4 protein-coding genes and 1 pseudogene are annotated in these 5,062 nt (G+C 65.1%); 1 reads left to right on the top strand and 4 read right to left on the bottom strand.

What is annotated here, in order from left to right:
* From hemH to rpoD, 3 genes are all read right to left on the bottom strand, one after another.
* On the bottom strand, positions 1–982 hold a 982-nt coding region (gene hemH, locus FKP22_RS20800; RefSeq protein WP_141289603.1), incomplete at its 3' end, for a ferrochelatase.
* A 5-nt stretch (positions 983–987) separates the two neighbouring features.
* A complete protein-coding gene (locus FKP22_RS20795) occupies positions 988–1,947 on the bottom strand; it encodes an adenylate/guanylate cyclase domain-containing protein (protein WP_141289602.1) in 960 nt (319 codons plus the stop codon).
* Positions 1,948–2,090: 143 nt separating this feature from the next.
* Entirely contained in the window at positions 2,091–4,301 is a 2,211-nt protein-coding gene (rpoD, locus tag FKP22_RS20790; RefSeq protein ID WP_141289601.1) for an RNA polymerase sigma factor RpoD, read from the bottom strand.
* Positions 4,302–4,639: 338 nt separating this feature from the next.
* On the opposite strand from rpoD, the gene FKP22_RS32365 reads away from it, so the two are divergent.
* The gene (locus tag FKP22_RS32365) at positions 4,640–4,807 is read left to right on the top strand and encodes a hypothetical protein (protein ID WP_170200990.1); all 168 of its coding nucleotides are present in this window, start codon (positions 4,640–4,642) and stop codon (positions 4,805–4,807) included.
* Here the strand turns inward: FKP22_RS32365 and FKP22_RS32360 are convergent.
* Positions 4,804–5,062 (bottom strand): annotated as a pseudogene (locus FKP22_RS32360) (hypothetical protein); the annotation flags it as partial. The gene FKP22_RS32365 and the pseudogene FKP22_RS32360 sit on opposite strands and share 4 nt — an antisense overlap.

The following is a 5,062-nucleotide window of genomic DNA, read 5'->3' as shown; positions in this document are numbered from 1 at the left end:
GCGCGGCGACGTGCGCCGGTGAATCGTTCAGGCAGGGGATGTAGTGGAACACCTGGCCGCCTGCGTGCAGGAAGGCCTCCCTGGCTTCCTGGCTGATCTCCTCCAGTGTTTCCAGGCAGTCGGCTGAGAACCCAGGGCAGACCACGTCGACTTGCGCCACACCCTGCTGCGCCAGCGCCACCAGGGTGGGTTCTGTCGCCGGCTCCAGCCACTTCGCCTTGCCAAAGCGGCTCTGGAAGGTGACGCGGTACTGCTCGGTCGACAGGCCCAAGGCCTCGGCCAGCAGCCTGGCGGTCTTGTGGCACTGGCAGTGGTAGGGGTCGCCCAGGTGCAGCGTGCGTTCGGGCATGCCGTGGAAGCTCATCACCAGCATGGGCGCGCGCCCAGCCTGTTGCCAATGCGCGCATACGCTGGCGGCCAGCGCCTGGATGTAGCCTGCGTCGTCGTGGTACTGGGTGACGAAGCGCAGCGCCGGCAGGCGGCGGGTGCGGCGGGTCCATTCGGCGACTTTGTCGATGGTGCTGGCCGTGGTGGCGCCGGAGTATTGCGGATAGGCCGGGAGGACCAGGATGCGGTCCACGCCCCGGTCGTGCAGGGCCTGCAGGGCGGCGGGGATGCCCGGATTGCCGTAGCGCATGGCTGGGACCACGATCACAGGCAGGCCGTCGGCGGCCAGCTCGGCCTGCAGCTCGCGGGCCTGTCGCTGGGTCCAGACCAGCAGCGGCGAGCCTTCGGGCAGCCAGACGCTGGCGTACTTGCGTGCCGACTTGGCCGGCCGGGTGCGCAGGATGATCCCGTGCAGGATGGGCCACCAGACCAGCCGCGGGATCTCGACCACCCTGCTGTCGCTGAGGAACTCGGCCAGGTAGCGGCGCAGTGCCGCCGGCGTGGCGGCGTCGGGGGTGCCCAGGTTGGTGAACAGGATGCCGACACGCGGCGCCTGCCCGTGCTGGAAGGACGGGGCGGGAGCGGGTGGTGGCATGCGGTTCAGCGGTGCTGCCAGGGAGCGGCGGCTGGCGGGAAGGGCGGTGGTGGCGGGTCGTTGTGGGCGATCAGCGAGAAGCGCAGCGTGGCCACGCTGGCGTCGTTGGGCGAGCCGCCCAGGCCCAGTTCGCCCTGGCCATGCAGCGTGCAGCTGCCGCGGCGCAGGCTCAGCACCTCGTCGTCGCCTGCAAAGCGCACGAAGGTGCCGTTGATGCTCAGGTCGGTCAGCTGCAGTGCGCCGCCCATCAGGTCGATGCGGGCATGGGTACGGGAAACGCGGGCGTCCTCCACCTTCATGCCGCAGGCCGCGCCGCGGCCCAGCAACACCGGCATGCGGTCGCGCAGGAAGCGGTGCGGCTGGCCGCGCCAGCTCAGCAGCACGCCCAGCGCGTCATGCGTGGCCGAAGGGCTTTCGAGGTGGGTGACTTCGGTGTCCGGCCCCTTGCTGCGGGCCAGCAGGAACACCTCGGCTGGCTCCACGCGGCCGCGCAGGTGCACCTTGTCGAGGTGCCGGAAGCGCGAGCGCACTTCCCAGGGCAATTCGTCGTAGACCTCGCGGCCGATCAGCGATTCGCTGTCGCCGGCATGGTCCAGCAGCCTGGCCGCGACGTTGACGGCGTCGCCGAAGCAGTCGCCGCCGACCTCGACCACTTCGCCGGCGCTGATCGCGATCTGCAGCTGCACGCGTGGTGTGGGCCGGTCGCTCGGCGCGGGTTGGCGCTCCAGGTCGTCCTGCATCTGCACCGCGGCAGTCACTGCGTTGATGGCGCGCGGAAACACGGCCATCAGGCCGTCGCCCAGGGTCTTGACGAGCTGACCGCCGCATTCCGGGACGCGGCGGGCGAGGTTGCGGATCACGTCCGTCACCACTGACGTGGCGTGCGCGTTGCCCAGCGTTTCGTACAACGCGGTGCTGCCTCGCAGGTCAGCAAAAAATACGTATCTGCGCTTGATGGTCGCCATGCCCGATTGAGTTTAGCGCGCAAGCCACAGGCCGGCGCAAGGGGCCAGGAAAACCCGGGCGCCAACGAAAAAGCGGGTGACGCATTGCTGCGTTCCCCGCTTTTCATTTTGGGGCTGTCAGGCCCGCGTCAGGCTTTGCTGGATCAGATGTTGTCCAGGTAGGTGCGCAGCTTGTCCGAGCGGCTCGGGTGCTTCAGCTTGCGGATCGCCTTGGCTTCGATCTGGCGAATGCGCTCGCGCGTCACGTCGAACTGCTTGCCCACTTCTTCCAGCGTGTGGTCGGTGGACATTTCAATGCCGAAGCGCATGCGCAGCACCTTGGCTTCACGCGGGGTGAGGCTGTCGAGGATGTCCTTCACCACGTCGCGCAGGCCGGCCTGCATCGCGGCCTCGATGGGCGCAGTGTTGTTGGTGTCCTCGATGAAGTCGCCCAGGTGGCTGTCGTCGTCGTCTCCGATCGGCGTTTCCATGGAGATCGGCTCTTTGGCGATCTTCATGATCTTGCGGATCTTGTCCTCGGGCATTTCCATCTTCTCGGCCAGCGTCGGAGCGTCCGGCTCGAAGCCGAACTCCTGCAAATGCTGGCGCGACAGGCGGTTCATCTTGTTGATCGTCTCGATCATGTGAACCGGGATGCGGATGGTGCGCGCCTGGTCGGCGATCGAGCGGGTGATGGCCTGACGAATCCACCACGTCGCATAGGTCGAGAACTTGTAGCCGCGGCGGTATTCGAACTTGTCCACCGCCTTCATCAGGCCGATGTTGCCTTCCTGGATCAGGTCCAGGAACTGCAGGCCGCGATTGGTGTACTTCTTCGCGATCGAGATCACCAGGCGCAGGTTGGCCTCGATCATTTCCTTCTTCGCATCGCGCGAGGCCTTCTCGCCCTCGTTCATGCGACGGTTGATGTCCTTCAGGTCTTCGACCGGCACGACGGCACGGGCCTGCAGGTCGATCAGCTTCTGCTGCAGTTCCTGCACGGCCGGCAGGTTGCGGGCGAGGATGGCGCTGAACGGCTTGGCCGCCGCGATTTCCTTCTCGGCCCACTTCAGGTTCAAGGCATTCGGCGGGAAGGTCTTGATGAAGTGTTCCTGCGGCATGCCGCACTTGTCGACCACGATCTTGCGGATCTCGCGTTCGTAGCGGCGCACGTCGTCCACCTGCGAGCGCAGGATGTCGCACAGCTTCTCGATGGTCTTGACCGTGAAGCGGATGGTCATCAGGTTTTCACTGATGGCCAATTGCGCCTTGCTGTACGGCTGCGACTTGTAGCCTTCCTTCTCGAAGGACTTGCGCATCTTGTCGAAGTGAATGCGCAGGTCGGCGAATTTGGTCAGCGCGGCATTCTTCAGCTCTTCGAGCTTCTTGGTCAGGGCCTTGGAGCCGCCATTGCCGTCGTCGTCGTCTTCCTCGTCGAACTCGTCGAAGTCTTCTTCGGCCACGTAGTCGTCGGCCTCGTCCTTGGCGACGAAGCCGTCCACCACGTCGGAGATCTGCATGTCACCGGCGGCGATCTTGTCGGCCATCGCCAGGATCTCGGCGATGGTGGTCGGCGAGGCAGAGATGGCCTGCATCATGGCCTGCAGGCCACCTTCGATGCGCTTGGCGATTTCGATTTCGCCTTCCCGGGTCAGCAGTTCGACCGAGCCCATTTCGCGCATGTACATGCGCACCGGGTCGGTCGTGCGGCCGAATTCCGAGTCGACCGTGGACAGCGCCGCTTCGGCCGCTTCTTCGGCTTCTTCTTCGGTGGCGGTCGAGGTGGCGCCGCCAGCGATCAGCAGCGTGGCCGCATCGGGCGCCTGCTCGTAGACCGCGATGCCCATGTCATTGAGCATCGAGATGATGGCTTCGAGGATTTCCTCGTTGACCAGCTTCTCGGGCAAGTGGTCGTTGATTTCCTGGTGCGTGAGGTAGCCACGCGTCTTGCCCATCTTGATGAGCGTCTTCAGCTCCTGGCGGCGCTTGGCGACTTCTTCTTCGGTCAGCGCGGTTTCGTCCAGGCCGAATTCACGCATCAGCGCACGCTCCTTGGCGCGGCTGACCTTCATGCGCAGCGGCTTGGCCTTGGGCTTGTCCTCGGCTTCCTCGACGACTTCGGAGCTTTCGACCACCTCGACTTCGACCTCGCCTTCCAGCTCGGCCTCGATGTCGCTCAGGTCGTCTTCGACTTCCTCGACCGCTTCCTTCTTGGCCGGGGTTTCCGCCTTCGGCTTGCGGCCACGCTTGGCCTTGCCGTCTTCTGCCGTGGCCGTGGCGGTCTTGGCTGCCGCTTTGGTCTTGGTCAGCTTGGTGTCTTCCGCATCGGCGGCGGCCTTGACGGTCTTGGTGGCGGCGGTCTTCTTGGCGGTCATGCAGATCCTTGAGGGAACCTTGGGGAAACAGTCGTGAGGGGCAGCGTTTTCAGGCTCCTGATACTGCCTTGCCGACGTGCGGCAGCTGCAGCGCGCAAACGCGCTGCAGCAAAAGCAGGGCATGGAGAACTGAAAACCTGCCGGCTGCCTTGCTCACCATGTGGCGACGGTGTCGCCACATCACAAGCAAAGGCAGCGCAATCAGTGGGCGCAAACCAGTCAGCTCATTCCGGCGGGCAAGTTCGCGTGGACATGACATTTTTGCGTGCAGCGCTGGCGGAGGGAGGGGACCGGCCTTGAGAACTTGAAGTGCGTTCTACCCATGGCATGGGCTGTCCATGCGGGTGGTCCATGCCGGCAGTGCTGCTGTCACTCTTGCCGCTGAAAATCGGATTTTACCCAAATGCACTATTTTTGAGCAAGGCAAGGCCTTGAAAAGCGAAGGGACTTCGCTGATTTTCTTCGCGTATCGGCCAGCCATTTCGCAGGCGTGGCTGCCGGACTAGCTTTCGTCCTTTGGCGCAGCCGCCTGGCGGCGCTTCACTTCCCGCCATTGGCGATCCAGCTCGCGGTATTGCTGCAGCGCGGCCGGATCGGCGCCGGCCTGGGCCAGCAGCTGCTTCATCTGCTGTGCCAGGTCGCGTTCGAGCAGCACGTCCAGCGCGCGGCGGAAATCGTCCAGCGTGGCGCCCGGGTCGGCGTCGCCGTCCGCCAGCTGGCGGCTGGCTTCGGGCAGTGCTTCGTCAGTGGCCAGGGCTTCG

This window comes from Ideonella azotifigens, from assembly GCF_006519715.1.
Taxonomy (GTDB): Bacteria; Pseudomonadota; Gammaproteobacteria; order Burkholderiales; family Burkholderiaceae_C; genus Ideonella; species Ideonella azotifigens.
This window is presented reverse-complemented; position numbering and strand designations above follow the sequence as displayed.

What these genes read in the sequence shown, in the direction of transcription:
- FKP22_RS20795 (WP_141289602.1), bottom strand. Translation starts at nt 1,947, where the DNA reads ATGGCGACCATCAAGCGCAGATACGTATTTTTTGCTGACCTGCGAGGC.
- rpoD (WP_141289601.1), bottom strand. Translation starts at nt 4,301, where the DNA reads ATGACCGCCAAGAAGACCGCCGCCACCAAGACCGTCAAGGCCGCCGCC.
- FKP22_RS32365 (WP_170200990.1), top strand. Translation starts at nt 4,640, where the DNA reads ATGCGGGTGGTCCATGCCGGCAGTGCTGCTGTCACTCTTGCCGCTGAA.